Origin of the sequence: Pseudomonas sp. HOU2 (assembly GCF_040729435.1) — a bacterium.
Taxonomy (GTDB): Bacteria; Pseudomonadota; Gammaproteobacteria; order Pseudomonadales; family Pseudomonadaceae; genus Aquipseudomonas.
The window spans coordinates 1,032,049-1,057,750 of record NZ_CP160398.1; the positions used below are offsets into that span (position 1 = coordinate 1,032,049).

A 25,702-nucleotide genomic window follows, 5' to 3' on the forward strand; every position below is an offset into this window, starting at 1 on the left:
TTACGGCTGATCGTTACAAGCATCGACCAGCCCTGCTGGTCGATGTTGTTTACGCCCCTCCAGAATTTCGCGTACGTTGAGCCGCTTTTTGCGGCCGTCGACGAGCGCCGCTGTACAGCACGAGGAACAAGGGATGTTCGCGCCGGCCAATGAAACCCACTTTGCCCTGACCATCGAAGGGCTCTCCGCCGATTTTCAGGTATTCACCCTGACCGGCCGGGAAGCCATCAGCCAGCCTTTTGTCTTTGAGGTGGAGCTGGTCAGTGAGCAGCCGTCGCTGGACCTCGAAACCCTGCTGCACAAACCGGCCTTCCTGCAGCTGTCGCCCGATGGCAGCGGCATCCACGGCCAGATCTACCGCGCCGCGCAAGGCGATTCCGGCAAGCGCCTGACGCGTTATTCGGTAACCCTGCGCCCGCAACTGTCGTACCTGGCGCACCGCGTCAACCAACGCATCTTCCAGAACCTCACGGTGCCGAAAATCATTGGCTTGGTTCTCGAAGAGCACGGCATTCAAAGCAACGCCTACGAATTCAAGACCGGTTCGATCTATCCCGAGCGCATCTACTGCGTGCAATACGATGAATCGGACCTGCATTTCATCCAGCGCCTGTGCGAGGAAGAAGGTATTCACTACCACTTCCAGCACAGCGCCACGGCGCACAAGCTGGTGTTCGGCGATGACCAGACGGTGTTCCCGAAACTCCAGCCTGTGGCCTACCAGCAAGATTCCGGCATGGTCGCCAGCAACCCGGTGATCAAGCGTTTCGACCTGCGCCTGGAAACCCGCACCAGCCGCACCACGCGCCGCGATTACGATTTCGAAAAACCGCGCCTGACCCTGGAAAGCGAGAACCGTGGCGACGCCCTGCCCGACCTCGAAGACTACGACTACCCGGGCCGTTTCATCGACCGCGAGCGCGGCAAACACCTGGCCAAACGTGCCCTCGAACGCCACCGCAGCGACTTCCAGCTCGCCGAAGGCAAGAGTGATCAGCCACTGCTGGTCAGCGGCCATTTCCTCGCCCTGACCGAGCACCCAAAGGCCAAATGGAATGACCTGTGGCTGCTCACCGAAGTCCTGCACGAAGGCAAGCAGCCACAAGTGCTCGAAGAGTCGGTGACCAGCGACACCACTGCCCTCAAAGACGATTTCCACCAGGGCTATCGCAACCGCTTCCAGGCGACCCCGTGGGACGTGCCGAACCGCCCACCGTTGCGCCACCCGAAACCGCGCATCCTCGGCAGCCAGAGCGCCGTGGTCACCGGCCCCAAAGGTGAAGAGATCCACTGCGACCAGTACGGTCGGGTCAAAGTCCAGTTCCACTGGGACCGCGAAGGCCAGGCTGACGACAAGACCAGTTGCTGGCTGCGCGTCTCCAGCGCCTGGGCCGGTGCCCAGTACGGCGGCATCGCCATCCCGCGCATCGGCATGGAAGTGCTGGTCACCTTCCTTGAAGGCGACCCCGATCAACCACTGATCAGCGGCTGCCTGTACCACAAGGAAAACACCGTCCCGTACGATCTGCCGGCAAACAAGACCCGCAGCACGTTCAAGACCCTGAGCTCGATGGGCGGCGGCGGTTACAACGAACTGCGCATCGAAGACAAAAAAGGTCAGGAGCAGATCTTCCTCCACGCCCAGCGTGACTGGGACGAAAACATCGAGCACGACCAGAAGATCCGCGTCGGCAACGAACGCCACGACACCGTCGAGCAGAACAGCTACACGGAATTCAAGGCCGAAGAACACCACACCGTCTACGAAGACCGCAAAGTCGAAGCCCGCGCCAACGACCACCTGACCGTGGGCGTGAACCAGCACATCAAGATCGGCACCGGCCAGTTCATCGACGCCGGCCAGGAAATCCACCTGAGCAGCGGTATGAAAGTCGTGCTCGAAGCCGGCGCCGAGCTGACCCTGGTCGGCGGCGGCAGCTTCATCAAGATCGACGCTGGCGGCGTGACCATGAGCGGCCCGACGATCAACATCAACTCCGGCGGCAGCCCCGGCAGCGGCACCGGTGCCGCCCCGCTGATGCCCGGCGTGCTGAAACAGGCCGACGCCGACAAGGCCGGCCAGGTCCTGACCCCGGCCCAGATCAACACCCTCAAACGTAACGCGCCGTTCTGCGAAGAATGCGAAAAATGCAAGGCAGGTGCCTGTGCCATCTGATCGACTGACACCCGAGGACTGGCTGGCGCAACAGCCGCTGCAAAATGGCGAGCGTTTGTACTTGATCATCAGCGCGGCGAGCGATGCCGAGCCGCTCAAGCCCTTCTATCAGCAAGATGCCGCACCACAACTGCAGCCTATTTGGAGTGGAACGCCTTACGCCGATTGGCTTCCCGTAATGCCGTATCTCGCCGAGATCAGCCCCAACGCCAGTTTTCTGCAATGGATTACTGAAACCGATGCCTTGGATTGGGGTTGGCTAGCGGTATCTACCTGCGCGCCGGAAACGGTGCTGGAGCATTTGCGCAGCCTGACTCAGGTAAAAATGCCGGACGCTACTGAAGTGTTTTTCAGGTTCTGGGATGGTCGACATTTTCATCCGATCATCGAAGGTTTAGGTACTACGGCAGGTGAGTTGCTGCCCGTGTTCCAACGTTACCTGATTAACGGACAGACTCTCGAAGTCGGCCGAAGAGCGGTACCTCCCGCAAAAGAGTGGCCCTGGTGGGAGATTCCCCAAACGCTATTGGATGCCCTCGCTAAAAAGGATCACACCACTGTCGTCGAGAACCTGATGCAGTGGCTATCAGAGGATTGTCCGGAGTTGTACTTCGAATTCCCCGAAGCCAACCTGCGTAGAAAGGTCGAGCGCTTCGTACGCCAAAACCCAAATACAGAAGAAATGGCAGAGCGTCTTGCCGCTGAGCTGACAAAGGAAGTCACGTCATGAATACCCCGATTGGTACATTGGTCCTGCGCGTGCTGGATGCCAAAACACCTGACGTGAGCCTGATTCTCAAAGACTTCAAAAACTGCCTGAGCGATTACAAGGATTGGGCTGACGGTTTCTGGACAGGCTGGGCGCTAGATGTCGACCAGACTTTCAAGGTCGGCAATGAAGTCAGCGTGACTAAGCGCAAGACTAAAACCGGCGCCGTGGAAACCTATGCGACCTGCCCACTGGTGGGTGATTTCACACTGATCCATATGTTTGAGTCTGCGCGATTTGTCCCTATCGGCAATACTCCGGTGAAACTCGAGCCTGTGACCAAGGGCACCTTCTACGACGACGTTACCGGACCGGTTATCGAAACCATGATCGGTCCAAGCGGCATCAAGGTGGTTGAAGGCTGCAAGAAGGGTCAGACCTATCGCATCACATTCTTTCCCAATGTTTCGCAGAACGACGTCAAAGCACTCTATGACTCCTATCAAGGCGTTATCGGCAAACTTGACAGCTGGCTGCAAAGCGAATGGTCGAGCAAGTTTCAGCCGCAATGGGCCAGCTACTCGGCGGCAGACCGCGCCGGGCGTTCGGTCATTTTGCTCAAACGGGCACTGGATGGTTTTGAGAAAGCTCTGCTTCGTCTGTGGGACGACATCAAAAGCCTGTTCGAGCTGCTCGCTAATCCGCAAAAAAACTACGCGAAACTCAAAAAATATCTCTCGGACATCGAAATCGACAAGCTCTATGCTGCGTCGAAAGAGTCCATCGCTTCAGGGTTGCTGATCCTAAGCGACGAGCCGCTGATGTTCATCTACGTCTCGGCGATTGTGGCGTGGGTCGGCATGCTCCCGCCGCAGGTAATCGTCGACGTAATGACGGCAATTGCTTCGGAGTTTCTGATCAACGTACTGGTGGGCATCTGCCTAACGGGTGGTGCCGGACTGGCTGTAAGAGCAGGGACAAAAGTCCTATCCACGGTCAAGTCGGGAGAAGCGGTCAAGTACCTGGAAGATCTTGCCTCCACTCTAATGACGCTCAGCAATGAACACGCCCTGCCCGCCCATGCTGAAGTGTCGAAGCCAATCATCGCCAGCGCCAAAAATGTACCGATGAAGCCTGCCAAAACGGCAGCATTGAAGATCGATGAGGCAGCCACTGAAGCGCCCAAGCCCAAACCCCAACCAACCAAGGCCGCACCGAAAAGCCAGGTAGCGGAGCAACCAGCAAAAGGCCCGCTGCCGAAAACTTCAGATACACCGAAACAAGAGGTCAAGGACGCCTCCTCGTTTCCTCGGGACAAAAAGCAGAAACAAACTTCGCTTGAGCCAAAGGAAAAGATCGACGACGCACCTGATCAATCCAAGACACCCGACGACAAAAGTGCTTCGTGTGCAAAAAAGACATGCACCAATGGCTGTCCGGTTTCGATGGTCACCGGCGAAGAATTGTTGACACTTACCGACGGCGAACTCGGCGGTTTGCTGCCCTTCACCTGGACGCGTCTCTATCGCACCAGTGCGGCGGAAATGGATTGCGGCCTCGGCTTTGGCTGGAGCCATGCCCTCGCCCAACGGGTCGACATCAATGGCGACGAAGTCGTCTGGACCGACCACGAAAATCGTGTCACGACTTTTCCTATGCCGAGCGAGCAGCGTCCGGCCATCACCAACAGCCTTTCGGAAGCCGCGATTTTCATCGGCAACGATCCTTCTGAACTAATCCTCACACAGGCTGGTGAACGTAAGCAGTTCTATCACTTCCGCTTCAACAGCAAAGGCGCGACGCTGATCGCCATCAGCGACAAATACGACAATCGCCTGCACATCACCCGTGACATCCACGGCCGAATCAAGCGAGTGGATAACGGGGCCGGTCGAGCCCTTTTGGTTCGGTATGACCGCAAGCACATCGTCGCCATCGACCATCAGCAATTCGTCCCGGCAGACAATCTGGAAGATGCATGGAGCACCGTCCAGACGCTTATCACCTACACGTACGATGCTCAACAACGCCTGATCAAAGCCACAAACGCTGCCGGTGAGTCGGAGCGTTACACTTACAACGAACAGAATGTCATTCTCCAGCGACAACTCGCCGGTGGCGCCAGCTTCTACTGGGAATGGGAAAAGGAAGGCAAGTCAGCGCGTTGCATCCATCACTGGGCCAGCTTCTCGCAGATGGACGCGCACTACGCCTGGGATGACAAAGGTAGTGTTACGGTTACCAACGCCGATGGCAGCGAAGAGGTCTACACCCACGACGACAAGGCTCGGCTCGTAGCCAAGGTCGATCCGGATGGCGCGGAACACCTCAAGGCTTACGACGATCAAGGCCGGTTGATCGCCGAAAAGGATCCGCTGGGGGCGGTTACTGAATACCAGTACAACGAAGCGGGTCGACTGGTCGCGGTCATCCCGCCGGAAGACATGCCGACCTCCTACGAGTACTACCACGGCTACGTCCGTGTGGTTAACCGTGGCCCGGCCAAATGGATTTACTGGCGCAATGAACAGGGCGATATCACCGAACAAATTGATCCGGATGGCAACTCAACGCACTACAGCTACGATCGCCAGGGACGCTTGCTGGAAATCAGACACCCTGATGGCAGCCGTCATCAACTCGGCTGGAATAACCTCGGCCAGTTGCTGGAGGAGCGCCTGCCCGACGGCGGTCAACGCAAATATCGCTATGACGCACTCGGTCGGCAGATCACACGTCAAGCTGAAACCGGTGCAATCACCCACTACCAATGGGACGCTGCAAATCGACTGGCACAGGTCATCCTGCCCGGTGGTGCCACCCGCGCGTTTACCTACAACCCGTACGGTCGCGTCACGGCTGAACGCGACGAACTGGGCCGTGTAACCCGTTACGAGTATGCCGATAACCTGCACCTGGTCAGCCGTCGTATCAACCCGGACGGCAGTCAACTGCGTTATCGCTACGACAATGCGCGCCTTCTGCTCACCGACATCGAAAACGAACGCGGCGAACACTATCAGCTGGATTACTACTCGAACGGGCTGATCCAGCAAGAAACCGGTTTCGACGGACGCCGCACTGCCTACGAGTACGACCTCAACGGCCAGTTGTTGAAGAAAACCGAATTCGGCGATGACGGCAGCGAACTGGTCACCGAGTACCAACGCGACGCTGCCGGCCGACTGCTGGTGAAGACCCTGCCCAACGGCGAGGAAATTCACTATAGCTACGATGCACTTGGCCGTCTGGTCAACGTGGACGATGGTCATTGGCCGCTTGCTTATGAATATGATGTGCAGGATCGGCTGATCACCGAGCATCAGGGCTGGGGCACCACGCGTTACGAATACGACAGCATCGGACAGCTCAATCACTGCCGCCTGCCGGATGGCAGCACACTCGATTATCGCCACCAACCTGGTGGGCACTTGAGCAGCATCGACCTCAACGGCACACGCCTGACTTCCCACCAGTTCAGCGCCGGTCGCGAACAGCAACGCCAGCAAGGTCTGCTGCTCAGCCAATACCAATACGATGAACAAGGTCGCCTGCAAGCCCACAGCGTCAGTCAACGCGACAAAAACCTGTTCCAGCGTCGCTACAACTACGACGCCAACGGCAACCTCGCCGGCATCGACGACAGCCGTAAAGGCAACCGCAGCTACCATTACGATCCGCTTGATCGCTTGATCAACGTACGTGGCGCAACACCCGAAAGCTTCGCCCATGACCCGGCAGGTAACCTGCTCGGTCAGACTGACATGCCGGTTGCCACCCTGGCCAACGTCAAAGGCAACCGCCTTTTGATGCAGGGCGACCGCCACTACGACTACGACGCCTACGGCAACCTGATCCGCGAGCGGCGCGGCGCTAAACAGAAACTCGTTACTGAATACCGGTATGACTGCCAACATCGTCTGATTGGCGTAAGTCTGCCGGGGGGCAGTACGGCGTCATACAAATACGACGCCTTTGGCCGCCGTATCGAAAAAACCGTCGACAGCCATACAACCGAATTCCTGTGGCAAGGCGAACGTCTGATCGCCGAAAGCGCCGACAACCGCTATCGCACCTATATCTACGAACCCGGCAGCTTCCGCCCCTTGGCGATGCTCGACGGCGAGGGCCCACTAAAGGCCACGCCGTTCTACTATCAACTCGACCACCTCGGCACACCGCAGGAACTTACCGACTACAGCGGCGAGATCATGTGGTCGGCGAAATTCCGCGCCTATGGCAACCTTGCGGCACTGGATGTCATCGAAATCGACAACCCCCTGCGCTTCCAGGGTCAGTACTTCGATGCAGAGACGGGGTTACATTACAACCGGCACCGCTACTACAATCCGAACACAGCGCGGTATCTGACGCCGGATCCGATCAAGCTTGCGGGTGGGTTGAATAACTACCAGTACGTGCCAAATCCTACGGGGTGGGTGGATCCGTTGGGTTTAAGCTCAACTTGCCCAGGACCTGATTGCGAATTACCGACGAACTCTGCGAATGCTATAAAACCTGACCACTTACCTATGAGTCAGGAAAAATTCGATGAAATTATTGATATGAACAAGGCAGATCGCCCCCCAAGCCCCAATGAGTACCTGCCGGACAGTTATGTAAATGCGCACCGAGAGCTCTTTGCAAAAGAAGGAGGGTCGTTCGTAGTTATCGAAAGCTGGATCACGGATTCAAGATATCCTAGCTTTCCACAACGAAAATTTGTAGGACTATCCTCAGAAATGGACGAAGTTGTTGCAAAATACAGAGCAGCAGGAAATGACTGGAATGTTCTCAACAAAGAACTCAATCTAGGTGCAAAATCCCTAGAAGGTGAAGGCATCTACATCGTTAAAATAAAGCCCAATGATCCGAGGTTCAGCTACGAGATGCCAAACGGTCGTGAAAATGGGGCTTACCCTAACGAATGGGTTCCAGGAGGAGCTACCAAAAGCGGAACCAAGGAAGCAGCTCTAATCGGCTCAGAAAATGTCACTCACAACAGTGATATTGGAACACTGTTGAAAAACTTCGATGACTGGAAAAAGCTTCAATGAAGACCACTTTTGAAACTGCATTAGATCTTCACGAGATTTCTGACTTCTTTAAAGGAAATGGACAATATTTCGCTCGAGGCTCGGACTGGGGAGACCATCTTTTTATTAGCAACTGGCAGGAAATGTGCAGCGTTTTAAAGAACCAGAAAGCCGCACAAAACTTACTTACATCGGTATTTGAAGATTATGCAAAATATTTAAAGGAAGATTATTCAGATGCCGAAGGATTATTCTCCAACATAAGCGCCTACTACACACTCAAAAACAAAATAGCCTTTTTATCAAGCAATAGTTACGACCTAATCGAAAGTCTTGACGAGAGAAGCAAGAAAAATATAGGAAAACTATTTCGTCTGCTTAGGCAGCAATATGATTTAAAAAACAAGGATCTGCCAAAGTACACATTTGATGAGGAAATTAAACGATTAAGACTCAAGGGATGCACTCTTAATCTTGAACAGCTTTGAGAAACCTGCAGATCACGACTTCGGCATAGCTGAGGATAGATATTTAAAACAATTCAAAATCTAAAACTCTTCTATTTCCCTAAATACCGCATTAAATTAGTGGATTAAGGGGACAGATTTATTTTCCAGCCTGCCACTTTTCAATCAAATAGAGATTGAAACCCCTCCATTTGCGAAACGTCGACGACGGCCATTGGCCGCTCGCCTACAAGTACGACCTGCAAGACCGCCTCATCGAGGAACACCCAGGCTGGGGCACCCTGCGCTACGAGTACGACAGCGTCGGCCAGCTGAGCCATTGTCGCCTCCCGGATGGCAGCAAACTCGACTACCGCCACCTGTCCGGCGGACGCCTGAGCAGCATCGACCTCAACGGTTCACGCCTGACCAGCCATCAGTTCAGAGCCGGTCGTGAACAACAGCGCCAGCAAGGCCTGTTGCTCAGCCAGTACCAGTACGACGAACAAGGCCGACTGCAAGCCCACACCGTCGGCCAGCGTGATAAAAACCTGTTCCAGCGTCGCTACAACTACGACGCCAACGGCAACCTCATCGGCATCGATGACAGCCGCAAGGGCAATCGCAGCTATCACTACGACCCGCTCGACCGGCTCATCAGCGTACGCGGTGCTACGCCGGAAAGCTTCGCCCACGATCCGGCGGGTAACCTGCTTGGACAGAACAACGAAGGCACCGCCAACCTCGCCAACGTCAAAGGCAACCGCCTGCTAATGCAGGGCGACCGCCATTACGACTATGACGCCTACGGTAACCTCGTCCGCGAACGTCGCGGCGCCGGGCAGAAACTTGTCACTGAATACCGCTACGACTGCCAGCACCGTCTCATAGGCGTCAGCCTGCCGAGCGGCAAAACCGCGTCCTACAAATACGACGCCTTCGGCCGACGCATCGAAAAAACCGTCGAAGGCCAGACAACCGAATTCCTGTGGCAAGGTGAACGACTGATCGCCGAAAGCGCGGAAAACCGCTACCGCAGTTACATTTATGAACCGGGAAGCTTCCGTCCATTGGCGATGCTCGACGGCGAAGGCCCGCGCAAAGCCACGCCGTTTTACTACCAGCTCGATCATCTGGGCACGCCGCAGGAACTCACCGACTACAGTGGCGAGATCATGTGGTCAGCGAAATACCGTGCGTACGGCAATCTGGCAGCACTGGACGTCAAAGAAATCGACAACCCGCTGCGCTTTCAGGGACAGTATTTCGACGCAGAGTCTGGCCTGCACTACAACCGGCACCGCTACTATAATCCGGGCACTGGACGGTTTTTGACACCGGATCCGATCAAGCTTGCAGGCGGTTTGAATAGCTACCAGTACGTGCCTAATCCTACGGGATGGGTGGATCCGTTGGGGTTGAGTGTCTGTCCCGATAATAATTCCTCATCCACAGGTAGTGCGAAAAACCCATCGACCGCAGCCACTATTGATGAAGGCACTCCGAATTCACCTAAACCTCAGGATCAATCGGGTTACAACGCGGCACGCTTTGAGCGCCTTCGCGCGGGATATGCCGCCGACGAAATTAAAAGTGCTAAACCCGTCGGCAGCGCTTTAAAAGACGATCCTATGCACCTAGCGCCTAGTTACGTAGTTGACCAAATACCTGATAAAGGGAGAGTATTCCCTCTCCGCGGAGGTGACGGTACAAATAACACTCTCACACAAATGCCGGGATCGATGAATAACAAACCCGGAATCTTTGAGTGGATTGTTAATTCAAAGATGGAATTAACACATCCAAGATTCATACCTGACGGAAGAATAACCGGCACCCCGAATCAAATACCATCGAGGTTCCAAAGTAAACAAATGAATCTACTACCCCTAAACGGCAACTACATATCTTCCAAAACCCCTTGGTTAAATTGGTCTCAACTAAACTTTGGCCTGAAAAAAGGCTTCATCAATGAGCAAGGTATTTCTGACTATATCTGCAATGGACTGACAAAAACATCTCCTCCAGAGGCCTATGAAATCGCCACTTTGAACGCGACAGAGCATCAATTACTGCGAGAATTATTGCAAACCCTCATCAACAAAGACTCGCATCAAGTAGAAAGTGAAGAAGAAGCAATCAAACCTTGGATTTATTTGACTCTTTCTTATTTATACGAGAATAAAGACCTATCAAAAGACCCCTTTGAAAGCATAGAAGAATTATATGCAGATCTTGACTACCCGGAAGAAATTGCACCAATAGTTAGATATATGCCATTACCTGAAGGTGTAGTCGGCTCTGAGGAACAACTATACGAAAACTGGAAAACAATATTATCCAATTACGAAGATTACTTTCAGAACAGGCTCAAACAACACTGATGCTCAGCATCTATGATCGAGATGTAGAACGCCGCCGGCGAAGCCGAGCGCTATCGCTACAACGATCAGCACGTGATTCTGGAGCGCCAACTGGCAGGCGGCGCGGCCTTCTACTGGGAGTGGGAGAACGAAGGCAAACTGTCTCGTTGCATCCGTCACTGGGCCAATTTCTCGCAGATGGAAGCGCATTACGCCTGGGACGATAAAGGCAGCGTAACTGTAACCACGCCGATGGCAGCGAAGAGGTCTACACCCACGACGACCAGGCGCGACTGATCAGCAAGGTCGACCCGGACGGCGCCGAACACCTCAAGGCGTACAACGACAAAGGTCAGTTGATCGCGGAAAAGGATCCTTTGGGTGCCGTCACCGAATACCGGTACGACGACAACGGACTGATGACTGCCGTCATCCCGCCGGAAGACGAAGCGACCACGTATGAATACATCAATGGTTTCGTCAGCGATGTTCATCGCGGCAAAGCCAGTTGGAAGTACCAACGCAACCGTCAGGGCGACATCACCCAGCAAATCGACCCGGACGGCAATGCCACGCTATACAGCTACGACGCCCAAGGTCGCCTGCTGGAGATCCGCCACCCCGACGGCAGCCGCCATCAACTGGGCTGGAACAACCTCGGGCAGTTACTGGAAGAGCGCCTGCCGGACGGCGGTCAACGCAAGTACCGCTACGACGCACTGGGTCGTCAGATCACTCGCCAGGAAGAATCCGGCGCCATCACCCAATACCAATGGGATGCGGCCAACCGCCTGGCACAAGTCACGCTGCCGGGCGGTGCAACACGCGCCTTCACCTACAACGCCTATGGCAACGTCACCGCCGAACGCGACGAACTCGGGCGCGTCACGCGATATGAGTATGCGGACAATCTGCACCTGGTCAGCCGCCGCATCAATCCGGACGGCAGCCAACTGCGCTACCGCTACGACAACTCGCGTCTGTTGCTCACTGACATCGAAAACGAGCGCGGCGAGCATTACCAACTCGATTACTACTCGAACGGCCTGATCCAACAGGAAACTGGCTTCGACGGTCGCCGCACCGCCTACGAATACGACCTCAACGGCCAGTTGCTGAAGAAAACCGAGTTCGGTGATGACGGCAGCGAACTCGTTACCGAATACCAACGCGATGCCGCTGGCCGTTTGCTAGTCAAAACCCTGTCCGACGGCGAAGAAATTCACTACAGCTACGACGCCCTCGGTCGCCTCGTAAACGTTGACGACGGCCACTGGCCGCTCGCCTACAAGTACGACCTGCAAGACCGCCTCATCGAGGAACACCAAGGCTGGGGCACCCTGCGCTACGAGTACGACAGCGTCGGCCAGCTGAGCCATTGTCGCCTCCCGGATGGCAGCAAACTCGACTACCGCCACCTGTCCGGCGGACGCCTGAGCAGCATCGACCTCAACGGTTCACGCCTGACCAGCCATCAGTTCAGAGCCGGTCGTGAACAACAGCGCCAGCAAGGCCTGTTGCTCAGCCAGTACCAGTACGACGAACAAGGCCGACTGCAAGCCCACACCGTCGGCCAGCGTGATAAAAACCTGTTCCAGCGTCGCTACAACTACGACGCCAACGGCAACCTCGCCGGCATCGACGACAGCCGCAAGGGCAATCGCAGCTACCATTACGACCCGCTCGACCGACTCATCAGCGTGCGCGGCGCTACACCGGAGAGCTTCGCCCACGACCCGGCGGGCAACCTGCTGGGTCAGAACAACGAAGGCACGGCCAACCTCGCTAACGTCAAAGGCAACCGTCTGCTGATGCAAGGCGACCGTCATTACGACTATGACGCCTATGGCAATCTGATCCGCGAACGTCGTGGCACCGGCCAGAAACTCGTCACTGAATACAGATACGACTGCCAGCACCGTCTCATTGGCGTCAGCCTGCCGGGCGGTAGCACCGCGTCCTACAAATACGACGCCTTTGGTCGCCGCGTCGAAAAAACCATCGACGGCCACACCACGGAATTCCTGTGGCAAGGCGAACGTCTGATCGCTGAAAGCGCCGAAAACCGCTACCGCAGCTACATCTATGAGCCCGGCAGCTTCCGCCCACTGGCGATGCTCGATGGCGAAGGCCCGAGCAAAGCCACGCCGTTTTACTACCAACTCGACCACCTCGGCACACCGCAGGAACTCACCGACTACAGTGGCGAGATCATGTGGTCGGCCAAGTACCGCGCCTACGGTAACCTCGCGGCGCTGGACGTCAGCGAGATCGATAATCCGTTGCGCTTCCAGGGTCAGTATTTCGACGCTGAGACGGGCCTACACTACAACCGGCATCGCTACTACAATCCGGGGACTGGACGGTTTTTGACGCCGGATCCGATCAAGCTTGCTGGGGGGTTGAATAATTACCTGTATGTCTCAAACCCCACAGGCTGGGTGGATCCTCTTGGGCTTAATCAGTGTCCGGGTAGCGGCAGATATTTAGAAAAACCCGCAGAAGCTGATGGTTCTTTAAACATTGGTGCCGGTACAAATCCGATAGAGGGTTATTACAATATCGATATTGATCCTAAAGCTCCGGGAGTACACGCTGGGAATGCAACGGATTTGTCGGGTATAAAATCAGGATCACAAAGTCATATCAACATGGATAACCCTTACGGCTACGACCCTTTAAACCCAGAAATATTAAGGGTATTATCCGAAAATGGAAAAATCACTATTACAGGCAGCGCATTCGCAAACAAATACACAAAGAAATCACTAAAAAGAATAGATGAATTAGGGCTAAGAATAGTTTCACAAACCAAAGTCGACCCAAAAGGCTTTAAAACAATTGACGGCAAGCAAATCGAATCAAAACAACTTGATCAGTTTGTAATCGAGAGGGCAAAATGAATTTCTCAGTTGACATTACAGAATCCTTTGGCGCTATCGATTTCGATAATGCCGGCGGAGTTATTTCACATATAAATATACCCCCGAACGAAAATATTCAAGATAAATTTCGACTCGAATTATTTAACTTTGTACTTAACTTAATAGACAAACCGGTAATTTCTTCAATAGAAAACCAGAATCCAAATTTTCTAGAAAAGATGGACGAGGACGGATTCCTGGTCATCAAGAAAGCTATTATCACATTTGAAAAAATAAAAGGTCACGAAAAATTAATACGCCTATTGAACCAGGAAAGTGGCTACTTGACACACGAATCTTACGGCCCAAAACTAGAGAACAAAGATAAAATATACGACATCGGCGGAAGATCGTTTTCAACTCCTGAATTATTAATTAACCTCGCAATAATTTCACCAAAAAAAGTAATCCTCGACTTCAGCGCTTCAAACCACACCTATATACCCACATACGAAGAACTTCAGAAATCAGTAGGAATATTGAACTCACAAGCAAATCGTTCCCAACCTGAAATCCAGGGAGTATTCGATACTAACTTTAGCAATTCTCATATGATAAACGACTTTGACGCAGGCTATCGAGTATACAAATTATAGAAAAGTAACGAACCGGGGCCATATGGAAGAGATTATTCAGGAGCTTTTGCTCAAAGTTTCAACCAGAGGTATCCTCACGAAAAACTGAATGTATAAATAGTTGCAGCACGCACAACAAGAACCGTAACTGATGGATAGCATTTTTATAGACAAATCAAAGGACAAAAACAGGCAAGAAAAGTTTACAGATTTATTTCGCTTGCAAAAAAGGGACAGATTTATTTTCCGGCTTGCCCCCCTTTTTTTGATTCAAAAGTTTTTTGAAGACAGCCTTTCTTAGCCCCCTTTTCAGAAAATAAATCCGTCCCCTTTTTTCTCAGCTATCACTACGACCCGCTTGATCGGCTGATCAGCGTGCGCGGCGCTACGCCGGAAAGCTTCGCCCACGATCCGGCGAGTAACCTCCAGGGTCAGAACAACGAAGGCACGGCCAACCTCGCCAACGTCAAAGGCAACCGTCTGCTGATGCAGGGCGACCGTCATTACGACTATGACGCCTATGGCAATCTGATCCGCGAACGTCGTGGCACCGGCCAGAAACTCGTCACTGAATACAGATACGACTGCCAGCACCGTCTCATCGGCGTAAGCCTGCCGGGCGGTAGCACCGCGTCCTGCAAATACGACGCCTTTGGTCGCCGCATCGAAAAAACCGTCGACGGTCACACCACCGAATTCCTGTGGCAAGGCGAGCGGCTGATCGCCGAAAACGCAGAAAACCGCGCACCTACATCTACGAACCAGGCAGCTTCCGCCCACTGGCGATGCTCGATGGTGAAGGTCCCCTGAAGGCGACGCCGTTCTATTACCAACTCGACCACCTCGGCACCCCTCAAGAGCTCACCGACTACAGCGGCGAAATCATGTGGTCGGCGAAATACCGTGCATATGGCAATCTGGCAACCCTGGACGTCGCAGAAATCGACAACCCTCTACGCTTCCAGGGTCAGTATTTCGATGCCGAGACGGGATTACATTTCAACCGGCACCGCTACTACAATCCGGGCACTGGACGGTTTTTGACGCCGGATCCGATCAAGCTTGCGGGTGGATTGAATAACTACCAGTACGTGCCAAATCCTACGGGGTGGGTGGATCCGCTGGGGTTGAACTGCGTCCCTGGAGAATGTCCCGATGAGGTGCCAGCTCCCGAAAAAGATGTTCGCAAATTTTCCAGCACCAAGTACAAACCAGAGGAGGTATTGGGTCGTAAGGTCTATAAAAATACTATGGACGTAGAGCCTGGGGTTCCTACTACAATTGACAAGAGCGTTGACCCTAGAATACGCAAAAAAATCGAAGAAGACGGATGGAGTAACCTGGACCTGATGAAAAACGGAAACGCTCCCATTGGTCCAGATGGGAAATACATCAACCTTCACCACGTTACAGGCGATGAGCCAGGGCCGATGGTGGAGTTAACCGGAACCGTACACAAGAAATACCATAAAGAACTTCATGGCACTATTGAAGACGGTGATAGCTTCAGGAATGACCCAAAGCTAGAATTACAGTATTCAAAATTTAGAAAAGCATATTGGAAAGAACGAGCCAAAGACTTTGAGTGAGGAAACCCATGCATAACTATCAAGATTTGATAACAAAGCTCGACAACTCCGACGAAGAAACTTTTTGGCTCGGCTCCGCCACTACTGAGCAAATTAAAAAGCTCGAAATCATTTTAGACATAAAACTACCTGAAGATTTCGTTGATTTCTTGAGTGTATGCGGTGGCGGTGGAGCAGCAGGCTCAGAAATATGTGGAATTGAGAACAATGATGCGACCTTAGATAATGGCGGAACTGTAAATTACAGCACCGTGTATTGTCGATCAGAATTTGAACTACCTAGAAACTTCGCAGTGATTTACTTAAAGGATGACGAAGTTTGCTGGGTAATAGATTGTGGACCCACAGGAAACGGCCAGATCATTAGCTACGATCTGTTTAAGAAAAAACCGTCAAAAAAAATAGCAGATAACTTTTATTCATTCTTTAAAGAATACGTCGAACTTAGAACCTGACTTATTCAACCCTGAACTATCTGATAAGCGGCAAGGGGCATTCTACATTCGATTTTCTAGACGTGGTCTAGCCCCGAACAGATATCTGTATCTCGGTCTCCGAAGGTGGCATGTACATCAATCACCTTGCCGAGGTGTAGGGACTTAAAGGCAAATGAACAGATTTATTTTTCGACCGGCTCCCCTTTCGATTCAAAAGGGATTGAAAATAAACTCGTCGCCCTTTTACTTCATTTCAATCAACGACCAGTTGAAAACTCTATAACAGGCGAAGCATCTAGTAAAGCCTACTACATATTTTGAGCAATCTAAAATGTGGACATCATCAAAATGGAACAAAAAGCAGTGGACGTCGATTTTCGGAGAAACATATTACCCCTCAAGCATGCGTACGTCATACGTAATGCTGGACGGAAACTCTATATGCATAAAATTATCCAGCAAAATAGAGCAAGCAGCCCCTAAAAAGTGGCTGACAAAGAATTACAACGAGTATGAGTTTCAGCTCTACATAGTAGACATAGAAAATTTTAATGTAGAGAATTTCAACTTCAGCGGCACCACCACCTTAACAATCGAGGGAAAATCCTCAGACTACAAAGTCACAATTAAATTTGAAAATAACTGCGTAGCCACATGCCAAGCAAAAAATATTAGTATAGCCAATATTAAGGCATACAACAATGACGGCGCAGTGTAGCACAATGCGATCACTGACACTTTTTTAGACAGTAGTGCATTCAGGCATTACCGACAATGTCGGGTACAGATCACAGTTTCTTTTTACATAGCCGCGATTATCTTACAATCTAATCGCCTTCATAAACATGACTCTTTGGCTCTCTATTTTCAGGCAGAAACTATACCCATTACTTTGCGGCCCTTCGGTTTACATGAGCACCCATGAATAAACATCAAATCACACTCGCCAATAACTGGACCGCCACCTTCGAAAACAACGGTGAGTTCCGCATGGGAGCCGAAGGCTGGAGCTTAGTCCTGCAAGGACCTGACGGCAGAAATATCAATTACTTCGCGGACAAGATCATTTTGGTCAACGATGACGACGGCACCCAAGCTAATTCGTGCATTCGTCTATCCAGCGACGGTGTCTACGGTTATTTGAGTACAGCCGTTGATAGCTGCTGGGTGATCGATTTCTCGCGGTGCATGATCGCCCCGCACCGAGTGAGCATCCATCACTACCATGACGCCTATGACGAAAGCGTGGCAGCTTACGAACAACCCGCCTTCAAGCGTGTGAGGCAATACATCAGTGTGGTTGGAAGGTACATCTATCTGACCTTCCCGCTGACCAAAGATGAAGACTTCCCCAAGGTATGGGAAGAGTATCTATCCATACGCAAACGCCAACTGGATGAGCTCTATTTCAGAAACTGATCAGTGGGCGCCAATATCATCGTAGCTATTTGTGCGCCCTACCCGATCAACTCGTCCATCACCTCATACTTAACCACCACCCGATTCCGATACAACCTCACCCTCTCCACCAATTCCCCCACCTGCCCCTTCTCCCGCACTTCCCGCCAGATTTCATTCTCCCGATACACCCGCTCGCCCTCGCGCACAAACCGGTGCCCTTCCTGAAACACGTGATACCGATACTCCCGCACCCGATCGCACAACAATTCCCCCTCCAACTGCGTTTCCCCCACATTCAACTTCAACTGAAAACTCCGATCCGTCGGGTTGTGCAGTACCAGGTCAACGTAGTTGTAGAAAATCGCCGCGCCGGAACCGAATGGCAGCACCCGCCCCTCATCCGGGAATGGATCGAAGCTGTGGTTGGAGCGCTCGACAACGATCAGTGGTGAGTGGATCGCCATCCAGTGGATCAGGTTGCTCAGTTGGCAGATTCCGCCGCCGACACCCCGTCGTGCTTCGCCGAAGGACAGTTCCATGCCTTCGACGTAGCCGCGTTTGCGGGTTGGGCGGCCGACGAGGCGGCAGAAGGAGAAGTGTTCGCCGGGGGCGATGATGAGGCCGTCGATGGCGGCGACGGCGAGTTTGAGGTTGATGACTTTGTTGTGTTGCAGGGCGAGGTCGGAGTCGCCGAGTTTGCGGATGAGTTTCGAGGTGTGTTTCAGGTAGCGGAATGGCAGGCGATCAGCGCCGGCCACAAGGCGTGCGTAGCGTTTGCTGGAGCAGTGCCAGGCGATCTGGCGGAACAGTCTTTTTTGCCACACGCGCAGCCAGTACAGGGCCGGGTGGTAGAGGGAAAGTGGTTTCATCCGTGGGGCGACGGCAGGTGCCGTTTCTTCCTTGAAGCATCTGAGGGGCGCGCAGTTTAGCCTGTGGGACGGCTTGCGTCGTGCGCGAGATGCCGTGGCTCGACACACTTCGAATGGCTTGCTGAACGGCAAATTAAGCTTCAACTAAGCTTGCGTCGCTAGCATCCCGGCCCGAGAGACACCTGTCGCCGATCAACCGCGGATGAGCTTCCCGAATGAGCCAGTTTGATTTACCAGCCGTTACGCAGCCGAATTTCAGTCTTGTATTGGTAAATTACAAAACCCCGGACATCACCCGGATGTGCCTGGAGTTGTTGCGCGAGCATGTCCAGGAACAGCGCATTCCGGTTTGGGTGGTGGACAATGATTCGGCGGATGCCAGCCTGGATTACTTGCGCTCGCTGGACTGGATCAATCTGATCGAGCGCCCCTCCCCCGGTAAAGAAGCGGGACATATTGCCCATGGCAAGGCGCTGGATCTGGCGCTGGAGAAAGTTGAAACCGACTATCTGTTTCTGCTGCACACCGACACCTTTGTCTACGACAAGGAAGTCTTTGCGATGATGTTGCGTGAGTGCACAGCGTCTGCGGATATCGCCGCAGTCGGGTGTGTCGAGCAAATCAATCGTGGGATTGTCAGAGATACCTGGCGACTTACTTCGCGGTTTTGCAAACACTATATTCGCCGGGTGAAAACTGCGTTGGGTCTGCGCAGTAAAGAGCCAAAACCTTATCGGGAAACTCACCTGAAGAGTTTCTGCACATTGTGGAACGCCAAGTTGATGAAGTCCCTGGATCTGAACTTTTGCATGGATGACCGGGTGCCCGGTTACACCCTGCAGGATCGAATGGTCGCTCTGGGCTACGGCATCAAGCTGTTGTCACCGCGCAAGATTTTCCGCTATCTGGATCACATTCAGGCAGGAACCGTCGCAGCCGCCGGCACCTACGGCAAAAACCACCGCCGAACCAGAATGTACGAAGCCACCCTCAAACGCTTTGAGGGGCAGGCCTCGGCATAATCGCGAACAAAAAAAGGGCGACTTTATAGTCGCCCTTTTTTTATCTGAAATTGTATACATCCGCTCCGAAGAGGTGTTCGCCCAGTGTAATGGCCTGGCAATCCATGCACCGGTAAAGAGCCCTGACACTGGGCGAACGGGAAGGATTTTAATAGAAGTTGGCGCATATGTCGTCATGCATAAAGGTAAATTTTATGTACGAAGAAGTTAATAGATATTTATCGACGAATGCTTTCGCGAAACTTTCAAGCTGCTGCATCACTCGTTTCAGATGATTGTTCTCATACAATAATCTGTACAAGAACAATCATCTTGTAGAGTTAATGCTCAGCTTTCGTGCTGACTGGTCACTTTTAATACATCGGTATAAGTGACAACTACGCTCTGCCCTACTTTCAAATCTTTCAGCTTGGCTTGGATTTCAGGCTTTTTCACGTCAAGGGTTTTCGACTGGCCCGCCGGGTTTTCCAGCGTCACTTCGTTTTTCTTCAAATCAATTTTGGTGATTTTCAGTTGCACCTGAATCTGGCGATAGGCCTCGCCACCCGGATTATCCGTGCCGGGAGCCTTGCGCAGCTCGCCGCTGCGCTCGACGGTGCCAGGCAGACCTTTATCCACATCGGTATCGAGGTAAGCCGCCACCGAGCGCTGCACTTCGACTTTTACCAGATCGCCGACCTGAAGGTTGGCGAGGTTTTTCGCCTTGTCGCTGAGCTGTACGTGAACCTGACGACCTTCAGCACCTTCGAGCACAACCTGATGGTTGGCCGCATCGACGGCCAGCACTTTGGTGGTGACCTGATCGGCCTCGACGGTGGCAGACAGCGGTATATCGGCCGCCATTACGCCGAAGCTGGTGGCGGACAGAACGGTTGCGAGGGTGATGGCCTTGGCCAGAGAGTGGAGCTTCATAAGCAGTACTTTCCCTGTAATGAATGGCAGCAACCGGCGCCAACGCGTGTTTGGCGCCGAATGTGCCACTGAGCATAGACGCTGTTCAGGGCTTGGCTTTGGTTTCTGACGCGGCGGTCTCCTGCGCGGTGGATTCGCCACTGGCGGTGCCCTTGCCGCTGTCCTTGCGCTGTTTGGGATCGGTCGGGCGCAGGGCGTCGTTGTCGCGTTCGGTTTCTCCCGGTGGCCGGGGTTCGTCGGGGTGTTCGCTGGGGGATACGGGTTTCATGGCGGGGCTCCTCAGGCTTCGGGGTCATCCAGTTCATTGGCGACGTTTACGGCCGGCGAATCCTTGTGCAGGTCGTCGGCCTTGGCACGCAGAATCTGCCACTGCTCCAGATCGATCGCGCCCTGGCCGAGCAGGTCGTCGGCAATGCGTTGCAGATCAAAGTAATGAGCGTCGGGGGATTGCTGCCAGTAGGTCTGATCGTCGAACAGACGCTGCCAGGTGGTGAGGTCTGGGGGTTGCAGGTCGTCGCTCATGGTCAATCCTCCGCGGGTATTGCTTTGTAGAGGCTGCGCAATGAAACGGAGTTCAACCCAATCCCTGTAGGAGCTGCCGAAGGCTGCGATCTTTTAAAAGATCAAAGTCAAAAGATCGCAGCCTGCGGCAGCTCCTACATGAATGGCAGTCAGCAGTCAGTACCCGGTCATTTCCAGATAGCCACGCCCGCCATGGCTGCCGCTGATCCGCACCGGCCCTTCCCAGTACGGGATGCGCAGGTCCATCCTGGCCTTGGGGTTAAGCGCGTCGAGGCCGATGTCGAGGTGTTTGTCGGGAATGCTGATCGACCAGCGCACGGGCATCTGGCGGCCGGCGACTTTGGCGGTGTCCTGAGGGGTGAGTCTGATCTGCTCGCCGCCCAGGGTTTCGGCCCGGCCGTCGGTGCTGATCCAGGTGCCGGTCAGAAACGGCGCACCATCGGTTTGCCGGGTGCGGAACAGCATCAGCGATTCGCCGCTGTCCAGGTGCAGGGAAAACCAGTCCCACCCGGTCTGATTGGCCGCCAACGGCTGGCTGCTCCACTCACGGTCCAGCCACGCCGGGCCGCTGACGGTGTAGGTCTGGCCGTCGATTTGCAGGGTGCCGCTGGCCTGAAAAAACGGCTGACTGTAGTAATACGAGGCCTGGCCCTGTTCGGATTTGCGGCTGAAACCGTTGTCACCCTGCAACACCAGCGGCCGACTGGAGGTGAGGTGCAGTTGATAGCTGAAGGCTTTGTCGCTGGCACTGAGTTGCAGATCGGTCAGCGGATCTTGCGCCTGACTGGCGAAGCGCCAATCATCGATCCACGCCTCGAACGGCGCCACGTTCACCCCGGCTTGCCCCACTCCGCCCCGGGCATAGCGCTCGGCGGCATGGTGCGCGATGGCCGATGTCACCGCGGCATGTCCGAGCCAGATCGTCTGATTGGCCCAGCCCGGTTGTTCTGCCGCAGGCTTTAAGGCGCTGCGAAACAGCGTCCACTGCACGCCGAAATCGTGACCCTGCCGGTCCTTGAGATTGGCGGTGACATACCACCACTCGATGCGAAAACCATCATGCGCGCCATGATCCGCCGGGAAGCTGAACACCCGCCCCGGCACCACGGCGGTGAACTGCGCAGCCTGATCGCCAAGCCCGGCAAAACCCTTCTGCTCAGGCGCAGGCTGATCGCAGCCGCCCAACAGCAGCAGTGCGAACAGCAGCGCAACCCGGTTAATCCTCATGGGCAAACGTCCTCAGCAGATCCGCCGGTTGCGTGCGGTACAACGAATACAGCGGCCATGCCGAGGCTAATAGCGTCGCCAGCAATGCCAGCCCGAGCAACTGCAGCAGTTGCAGCGGGAACACCCGCAACGGCAAACGCCAGCCGAATGCCTGCACATTGATCACCGCGTCCAGACACCACGCCAACGCGATCCCCAACGGCAACGCCAGCACCAGCGTCAAAACCGCCAGCAGCCAGGTCTGACCGAGGTTGAGCAGCATCAACTGGCGGCGTGTCACACCCAGTGCCCACAGCGGCGCCAGTTGCCCGAGGCGGCTCTGGCTCTGGGTCAGCAAACTGATGAACAGCGCCACACCGGCCACCGCCAAAGTGAGGCTGTTGAGCGCGGCGGTGGCGGCGAAAGTGCGTTCGAAAACCTGCACCGACCACCCCTTGAGCCGCGCCTGATCGACGATGCGGCTGTCATCGATCTGAAAGCGCGTTTGCAATGCGCGCAAAAACGGCGGGATGTCGGGCGGTGCGATGCGCAAGTTGAAACGGTTCGGTGTCAGTGACGGCCACAGCCGCAGCAGATGATTGCTGTTGACCAACACGTGTCCCTTGGGATTGCCGTAGTCGGCGTAGATCCCGACGATCCGCGGCGACCACGCCCCGCCTGGTGTCGGCACGCTTAGATGGTCCCCCGCGCGCACCTTCAGCCGTCGCGCCAGTTGTTCGCTGAGCATCACCGCGTCGTCCGTTGCCAGATGCGCCCACGGATCACCGGCAATCGCCTCGAGCAACGGCCAGTGCTGGCGATAGTGCGGATGATCGATCACCCCGAACACATCCGCCGGCCAGCCCTGCAGGGTCACTGCCACCTGCCAGTTGGGCAGCACCGCACTGACGTTCGGTTGTTGCTTGAGCCAAACGTACATTTCACGGGATTGCGCCGGATTGACCGGGTTGAGGTACAGCTCGGCACTGAGGCGTTGTTCGAGCCAGTCGTCGAAGGTCTGGCGAAACCCGGCGGTCATGCTGCCGGCGCCGATGTTGGCCGCCAGTGCCAGCAGCAACGCCATCAGTGCCAGACTCAGCGCCGGCAGTTGCTGGCGGCAATCGGCGAGAAACCACTGACCGAGTACCGAACGGCTGCGCCCGAGCAAAGGAGTAAGCACCGTACTGAGCAGCACCGGCAACGCCAGCGCGGCCCCCAGCAGCAGCCCGGCCATCAACACAAAACCGCTACCGAGACTGTTACCGAACAGCAACGCCAGCAGCGCAATCAAGCCCAGCAGCGCCGCCAGCCAACCCTGACGGCGCAACCAGCGCGCATGTTGCTGATGCCAGGCTTGCGGATCTGCCACCGCCAACAGCGGCAAACGAGCCGCACGCAGCAGACTGTTGGCACCGGCGAGCAACGCACCGAACAGGCTCAAGCCAATACCGCTGAACCACCACCATGGACTCAGGCGCAACTGCCCCGCCACTTCCGCGCCGTACAGACCGCGCAGGCTGGCGGCGACATCCGGCAGCAACACGCTCGCCAGCCAGTAACCGCTGATGACCCCGAACACCCCGCCAACCAGAGCCAGCACACCGAGTTCGACCACCAGACAGCCGATCAACATCCGCGCACTGACCCCGCAGGCGCGCAACGTGCGCAGCAGGCCGCGACGCTGTTCCAGCGCCAGACCGATGGCCGCGTGCACGATGAACAGCCCGACCACGAACGACAGAAATCCCAGGGCATCCAGATTGAGGTGAAAGCTCTCGGTCAGGCGCGCCAGATTGTTTTCCTCGGCGCTGCTTTTGAGCTGCAGCCTGCCATTGAACGCGGCCGGCAGCTCGGCATGAAAATCCTTCGCCAGTAACAAACGCGACAGTTGCCCGGGCTGTTCGAGCACGGTTTGCGCGACACCGATGTCGACCAGCAATACGCCCGGCGCCATGTCCTTTTGCGCGTGCAGCGGCGGCAGCGCCTGGCCGCTGGCGGCCTGCGGCGTGGCGCCTTCGCTCAGGCCCAAGGCGTGCAGGGTTTCCGGTGAAATCCAGGTGCTGCCCGGCGGCGAGAAGAACGCGACGTTGCGCTCGATCGGCATCGCCTGCCCGGCCACCGCAGCGTCCACCGGCAGCGACACCGGCTCGATGCCCATCAGTTGCAGGCGCTGATCCGGGTGATCCTTGAGTACGAGCCGGCCCTGCAGCAGCGGGGAAACCGGCCAGCCTGCACGGCGCAGATCAACGAACCATTGCTGGGGAAACGTCGCGCCATTGGGCGTGCCGAGGCTAGCCTGCGGTTCGCCGCCAATCATCTGGCTCGCCCGGGCGTAACTGTCGCGGGCCTGACTGTTCAGCGCCTCGACCCCGGTCAGCAGACTGGTGGCCAGCCACAATCCGGTCAGCACACTGAAAAACTGCACCGGATGCCGCCGCCAGTGACTGAGCAGCGCACGCAGGGTTTGCCAGAACACGTTCACGTCAGGCGGCCATTGGATAACACTACCCGCTGCGCCAGTCTCGCCGCCACGCGTGGGCTGTGCGTGACCATCAGCAGCGTGGTCGGCGTGTCGTCGAGCAGTTCCAGCAACAGGCGCAGTACTTCGTCGCTGGTGGCTTCGTCGAGGCTGCCGGTGGGTTCGTCGGCCAGCAGCAGTTTCGGCCGCGACGCCAAGGCCCGGGCCAGCGCGACCCGCTGCTGCTGGCCGCCCGACAGTTGTTCGGGATAACGCTTGAGCAACTCGCCCAGCCCCAGACGCTGCACCAGATGCGCCTGCCAGCGCGGCTCATGACGCCCGGCCAGGCGCGCCTGAAACGCCAGATTGTCCTCGACCCGCAGGCTACCGATCAGGTTGAACTGCTGGAACACCAGACCGATTTCCGTGCGGCGCCAATTGGCCAGTTGCGCCTCGTTCATCTGCTCCAGCCGATGCTCGCCGCTGTGGATGCTGCCGCGATCAGGCTTGTCGAGGCCGGCGATCAGATGCAGCAAGGTGCTTTTGCCACTGCCGGATTCGCCCATCAGCGCCAGACTGCTGCCGGGTTCGAGCGTAAGGTCGACGCCTTGCAGCACCGGGAGCGGGCCTTGGGGGGTGAGGTAACTTTTGAACACGCCTTGAACCTGAAGCATGCCGCCATCCGTTGGGTCAGTGTGGGGCAAGGATAGCGGATTGCGGCCTGAGCAGATCAGTGCTGTTTGCACTGGCCCCATCGCTTGCAGGCAAGCTCCCACAGGGATTGCGGTGGTTCACAAATATTGGTTTCACCATCAAACGCTGTGGGAGGCATCTTCAGATCAGTGGTGCTTGGACTGGCCCCATCGCTGGCAAGCCAGCTCCCACAGAGATTGAGGTTGTCCACAAATATCAGCTTCACCATCAAACGCTGTGGGAGGCATCTTCAGATCAGTGGTGCTTGGACTGGCCCCATCGCTGGCAAGCCAGCTCCCACAGGGATTGAGGTTGTCCACAAATACTGAGTACACCCTAAAACACTGTGGGAGCTGGCTTGCCA

16 protein-coding genes and 5 pseudogenes are annotated in these 25,702 nt (G+C 55.2%); 14 read left to right on the forward strand and 7 right to left on the reverse strand.

Annotated features, from left to right (window positions below):
• The first annotated feature begins 133 nt into the window (after positions 1–133).
• The 13 genes and pseudogenes from tssI to ABV589_RS04550 all read left to right on the forward strand — a co-directional run bounded on the left by tssI (position 134) and on the right by ABV589_RS04550 (position 17,674).
• Positions 134–2,176: a type VI secretion system tip protein TssI/VgrG gene (gene tssI / locus ABV589_RS04490; protein WP_367085070.1), complete on the forward strand. Its 2,043-nt coding sequence runs from the start codon at positions 134–136 to the stop codon at positions 2,174–2,176.
• Positions 2,166–2,906 (forward strand): DUF4123 domain-containing protein, encoded by a 741-nt coding sequence (locus ABV589_RS04495; RefSeq protein ID WP_367085071.1) that lies wholly within the window; start codon positions 2,166–2,168, stop codon positions 2,904–2,906. Before tssI ends, ABV589_RS04495 begins: the two co-directional genes overlap by 11 nt.
• Positions 2,903–7,942 (forward strand): RHS repeat-associated core domain-containing protein, encoded by a 5,040-nt coding sequence (locus ABV589_RS04500; protein WP_367085072.1) that lies wholly within the window; start codon positions 2,903–2,905, stop codon positions 7,940–7,942. Before ABV589_RS04495 ends, ABV589_RS04500 begins: the two co-directional genes overlap by 4 nt.
• A complete protein-coding gene (locus tag ABV589_RS04505) occupies positions 7,939–8,409 on the forward strand; it encodes a hypothetical protein (protein WP_258675145.1) in 471 nt (156 codons plus the stop codon). The genes ABV589_RS04500 and ABV589_RS04505 overlap by 4 nt, the downstream gene beginning before the upstream one ends.
• Positions 8,410–8,585: 176 nt before the next feature.
• Positions 8,586–9,791 (forward strand): annotated as a pseudogene (locus ABV589_RS04510) (RHS repeat-associated core domain-containing protein); the annotation flags it as partial.
• A gap of 561 nt (positions 9,792–10,352) precedes the next feature.
• Positions 10,353–10,751 (forward strand): annotated as a pseudogene (locus ABV589_RS04515) (DUF2247 family protein); the annotation flags it as partial.
• Positions 10,752–10,778: 27 nt separating this feature from the next.
• Positions 10,779–13,204: pseudogene (locus ABV589_RS04520) on the forward strand (RHS repeat-associated core domain-containing protein); the annotation flags it as partial.
• 425 nt (positions 13,205–13,629) lie between these two features.
• Positions 13,630–14,250: a hypothetical protein gene (locus ABV589_RS04525; RefSeq protein ID WP_367085073.1), complete on the forward strand. Its 621-nt coding sequence runs from the start codon at positions 13,630–13,632 to the stop codon at positions 14,248–14,250.
• Between the two features lie 318 nt (positions 14,251–14,568).
• Positions 14,569–15,362: pseudogene (locus ABV589_RS04530) on the forward strand (RHS repeat-associated core domain-containing protein); the annotation flags it as partial.
• 264 nt (positions 15,363–15,626) lie between these two features.
• Positions 15,627–15,818 (forward strand): annotated as a pseudogene (locus tag ABV589_RS04535) (HNH/ENDO VII family nuclease); the annotation flags it as partial.
• A gap of 8 nt (positions 15,819–15,826) precedes the next feature.
• Entirely contained in the window at positions 15,827–16,273 is a 447-nt protein-coding gene (locus ABV589_RS04540; protein ID WP_367085074.1) for an SMI1/KNR4 family protein, read from the forward strand.
• Between the two features lie 403 nt (positions 16,274–16,676).
• The gene (locus ABV589_RS04545) at positions 16,677–16,973 is read left to right on the forward strand and encodes an Imm50 family immunity protein (protein WP_367085075.1); all 297 of its coding nucleotides are present in this window, start codon (positions 16,677–16,679) and stop codon (positions 16,971–16,973) included.
• Between the two features lie 203 nt (positions 16,974–17,176).
• The gene (locus ABV589_RS04550; protein WP_367085076.1) at positions 17,177–17,674 is read left to right on the forward strand and encodes a hypothetical protein; all 498 of its coding nucleotides are present in this window, start codon (positions 17,177–17,179) and stop codon (positions 17,672–17,674) included.
• 38 nt (positions 17,675–17,712) lie between these two features.
• Here ABV589_RS04550 and ABV589_RS04555 read toward each other — a convergent pair whose 3' ends face one another.
• Positions 17,713–18,525 (reverse strand): VanW family protein, encoded by an 813-nt coding sequence (locus ABV589_RS04555; RefSeq protein ID WP_367085077.1) that lies wholly within the window; start codon positions 18,523–18,525, stop codon positions 17,713–17,715.
• Between the two features lie 215 nt (positions 18,526–18,740).
• On the opposite strand from ABV589_RS04555, the gene ABV589_RS04560 reads away from it, so the two are divergent.
• Positions 18,741–19,547, forward strand: coding sequence for a glycosyltransferase (locus ABV589_RS04560; protein WP_367085078.1), 807 nt, complete (start codon positions 18,741–18,743; stop codon positions 19,545–19,547).
• 327 nt (positions 19,548–19,874) lie between these two features.
• On the opposite strand, the gene ABV589_RS04565 is transcribed toward ABV589_RS04560, so the two are convergent.
• The 6 genes from ABV589_RS04565 to ABV589_RS04590 all read right to left on the reverse strand — a co-directional run bounded on the left by ABV589_RS04565 (position 19,875) and on the right by ABV589_RS04590 (position 25,319).
• On the reverse strand, positions 19,875–20,459 hold the full coding sequence (locus tag ABV589_RS04565; protein ID WP_367085079.1) for a hypothetical protein: 585 nt from the start codon (positions 20,457–20,459) through the stop codon (positions 19,875–19,877).
• Positions 20,460–20,544: 85 nt separating this feature from the next.
• Positions 20,545–20,727, reverse strand: a complete 183-nt coding sequence (locus ABV589_RS04570; protein WP_367085080.1) for a hypothetical protein — start codon at positions 20,725–20,727, stop codon at positions 20,545–20,547.
• 11 nt (positions 20,728–20,738) lie between these two features.
• Complete coding sequence (locus tag ABV589_RS04575) at positions 20,739–20,981, reverse strand: hypothetical protein (protein ID WP_007961359.1); 243 nt, start codon at positions 20,979–20,981, stop codon at positions 20,739–20,741.
• 156 nt (positions 20,982–21,137) lie between these two features.
• On the reverse strand, positions 21,138–22,208 hold the full coding sequence (locus tag ABV589_RS04580) for a lipocalin-like domain-containing protein (protein WP_367085081.1): 1,071 nt from the start codon (positions 22,206–22,208) through the stop codon (positions 21,138–21,140).
• Positions 22,198–24,669: an FtsX-like permease family protein gene (locus ABV589_RS04585; protein WP_367085082.1), complete on the reverse strand. Its 2,472-nt coding sequence runs from the start codon at positions 24,667–24,669 to the stop codon at positions 22,198–22,200. The genes ABV589_RS04580 and ABV589_RS04585 overlap by 11 nt, the downstream gene beginning before the upstream one ends.
• Positions 24,666–25,319, reverse strand: a complete 654-nt coding sequence (locus tag ABV589_RS04590) for an ABC transporter ATP-binding protein (RefSeq protein ID WP_367085083.1) — start codon at positions 25,317–25,319, stop codon at positions 24,666–24,668. The genes ABV589_RS04585 and ABV589_RS04590 overlap by 4 nt, the downstream gene beginning before the upstream one ends.
• Positions 25,320–25,702 lie beyond the last annotated feature (383 nt).